This is a genomic window from Streptomyces sp. NPDC054847, assembly GCF_053610925.1.
The window spans coordinates 1-3,197 of sequence record NZ_JBSGZJ010000625.1; the positions used below are offsets into that span (position 1 = coordinate 1).

Consider the following 3,197-nt stretch of genomic DNA (forward strand, 5'->3'; position numbering starts at 1 on the left):
GGAGTGGCGATCGCAGCCGTCCTGCTGCTCGCCTGCGGCGGCCTCGTCGGCTACGGCGTTCTCGACACCGAGGAGAAGCCGAAGCCCCCGGCCGTACCGACCGCCGCGGTGACGTACGAGGTCACCGGCGAGGGCCCGGTCGAGATCTCGTACCTCGCCCGCAGCGAGGACGGCACGGCGACCGTCGTCCGGGATGCCGAGCTTCCGTGGAAGAAGACCGTCCAGGTGCCGCTGGGCAAGCCGCCGACCATCGCCATCGTCCTCGGTGAGAAGGGCGGCCAGGCGGCCTGCACGCTCGCGATCCGTGGCGAGCACGTCCAACGTGCCACGGCCATGGGCGAGTTCGGCCGTGCCACCTGCGCGGGCGAGCTGCCCGCAACCGACAACTGATCACCGCGCACACGATGCGCGTACGAGGTTTACGAGGGATGGGCATGAATCCGAGAGGGACTCGCGCGCGACGGGCGAGAAGAGCACCGAAGACCGTTTGGCTGGCAGCGGGGGCAGTGGTCCTGGCGGGCACGGGGGTCACGGCCGTCGCCGTCACCGGCGGCTCCGGGAACACCGCTGCCGCCGACAACTCCCGCCCCGTGAAGGCCCACACCCTGGCGCTGGACGGCAAGGACGCTAAGAAGCGCGAGCTGCCGCGCACGGAGACGCAGTTGTTCTCGCTCGTCGGAGTCTCCTGGGAGGACAGCGCCGACGACTTCGAGGGCACCGCACAGATACGCACCCGCAGCGCGGACGACGGCACCTGGACCGACTGGCGCGATCTCGACTTCGACATTCGGGCCCCTGAGTCGGAGGAAGGCGACGCCTCGGGCGTCCGCGGCGCCTCGGAGCCCTTGTGGGTGGGACCGTCGGACGCCGTCGAGGCCCGTGTGGTGGCCGGTGGCAAGGAGACCGCGGTGCCGAAGGCCCTGCGGCTCGACATGATCGACCCGGGCGGGACGGACAACGGCAAGGGACAGGGCAAGGGGAACGGGACGGGCAAGCCGTCCGCCGAGCCCAAGAAGACGGACACCGCGGCACCGAGCCCTTCGGTCACCGGCCCGGGTACCGCGCCGAGCACCGCCCCCGAGCCGACCGGAGCCTCGTCGGAACCGGCGGAGCCGCCGGCCACCGACCAGCCGGCCTCGCCCACGGCCCCGGCACCCTCCGCTGAGCCGACCGAGGAGCCGCAGGAGCCGACCGCCGAACCGAGCACCCCCGCCCCGAGCCAGGAACCGACGGCGGATCCGAGCCCCGCACCCAGCCAGGACCCCACAGGCCCCGCGCCCTCCGAGGAACCGCAGGAGCCGACGGCCGAACCGAGCACCCCTGCCCCGAGCGAGGAGCCGACCACCGGCCCCGGCACCGAACCGAGCGGTGAGCCGACCGGCGAGCCCACGACCCAGCCGACCGCCCAGCCGGACCCGGCCGAGTCGACCGGGACGACCGGACCGACCGCCCCTGCCGTACCGGCGATCGTCAGCCGGGCGGACTGGGGCGCGGACGAATCACTCGTCGCGGACCCGCCGTCCTATCTGAGCAAGGTCTCCGCGGTGTTCGTCCACCACACCGCCGGCACGAACAGCTACGACTGCGCCGAGTCGCCGGCCATCATCCGGGCGATCCTCACGTACCACGTGAAGACCAACGGCTGGAACGACATCGGCTACAACTTCTTCGTCGACAAGTGCGGAACGGTCTTCGAGGGCCGCGCGGGCGGCGTGGACAAGCCGGTGCGTGGAGCGCACACGTACGGCTTCAACGGCGACTCGTCCGGCGTCTCGCTCCTCGGCGACTACGAGAACGGCGGTACGCCGACTCCCGTGGCCAAGCAGGCCATCGCCGACATCGCCGCGTGGAAGCTCGGCCTGCACGGCGTCGACCCCGAGGCGCAGGTGACGCTCACCGCGGCCGGCGACACGGGTGTCTACAAAACCGGCGAGAAGGCGACGCTCAACACCGTCTCGGGCCACCGCGACGGCTTCGCCACGCTGTGCCCGGGCGCCACGCTCTACTCTGCGCTGCCGGAGATCCGCCGCACGGCGGGTGCGTCGGTGTACGCGCGCTGACAGATCGCCAGGGCCGGCCGCCTCCCGCCTCGTGGTGGGGGCGGCCGTTCCGCGCGCCCGGCCCCCCGGCCGGACGTGCGCGCCGCCGCGCCGCCTCAGCCGGTGACGCGCGCCCGGCGCGAGACCGCCGCGCGGAGGACGCGGCGCCCTTCCGTCGACACCTCGAGCGCGTGGCGCAGGCCGTTGCCGCCGGGCGGTTCCGCGACGATCTCCAATACTTGGGCCTGGCGCCGCAACTCGCCCTCCACCAGGGGTCCCACACCGTCCGGCTCACCCTCGCCCTTGCGGCAGCGCTCGATGCTCTCGGCCGGGCAGTCGCCCATGTCGAAACGCCGGTGCACCTCGAGGGCGGTGACGGAGCAGCCGTCGGCCCACTCGCGCAGGGACGTCACGGCCCAGTCGGAGGGGGCCGCGCCGAGCATCCCCCGTACGAGGGCGGCGTCTTCGTCTCCCGGCGGCGTGGCCTCCATGGCCTGCCGCGCCGCCGCCAGCGCGCCGGCCCACTCCTCCTCGCCGCCGGCGAGCCCGGCCCACAGCGGACGCAGCGTGTCGTCCTCCACCGCGAGCAGCGGCAGGCAGCGGTCGAGGCACGCGAGCCCGGTCGCGGCCAGGCCACGCTCATCCGCCTGTGCGATGAGTACCGTCAGGCTCTTGGAGGTCATGCGGGACGCCTTCCGTCGCGGACGAAGTACTAGCCCTTGTACTTGTCCCTACTGCGTCCGTTGGCGCGATTGCGTCACTCCGTGGCCAGAACGTTACCGTCGGCTCGATCCGTACGCACACATCTACGCCACCCCTCTGTTACTTTCCCTCCACAGGAACAGGGCCCGCCCGCACGGCTGTTGGCCCGGCCTCGCGGACCGCGGTGTGAGCCCGCACGCCCCCGGGCGGACTCACACCGCGACCGTCCGCCCACCGCATGCCCCAGCCCCCACCGGCGACCGCAGTACCGAAAGCGGACCCGGCGCCTGCACCGCCGGACGCAGTCCCGGTGCGGGCGGGGGCCTTCGAGACCCCGGCCTGCGGGACGACGTCCGAGGCGGCCGGGCCCGAGCCGGCCGGCGGTGACGACGTGTCCGCCGCCTCCGGCCAGGCAGCGCTCGAACGGCGGCCGCCCGCGGAACATATGTCCGCGGG

3 protein-coding genes are annotated in these 3,197 nt (G+C 73.4%); 2 read left to right on the plus strand and 1 reads right to left on the minus strand.

Annotated elements, in window-relative coordinates; translation table 11 throughout:
• Together ACWGH4_RS33370 and ACWGH4_RS33375 are read left to right on the plus strand one after the other, a co-directional pair.
• Positions 1–390: hypothetical protein (locus ACWGH4_RS33370; protein ID WP_453467450.1), on the plus strand; the 390-nt coding region annotated here is incomplete at its 5' end.
• A 116-nt stretch (positions 391–506) separates the two neighbouring features.
• Entirely contained in the window at positions 507–2,060 is a 1,554-nt protein-coding gene (locus ACWGH4_RS33375; protein WP_453467452.1) for an N-acetylmuramoyl-L-alanine amidase, read from the plus strand.
• 95 nt (positions 2,061–2,155) lie between these two features.
• Here ACWGH4_RS33375 and ACWGH4_RS33380 read toward each other — a convergent pair whose 3' ends face one another.
• Complete coding sequence (locus ACWGH4_RS33380; protein ID WP_453467454.1) at positions 2,156–2,722, minus strand: hypothetical protein; 567 nt, start codon at positions 2,720–2,722, stop codon at positions 2,156–2,158.
• Between the last annotated feature and the right edge of the window lie 475 nt (positions 2,723–3,197).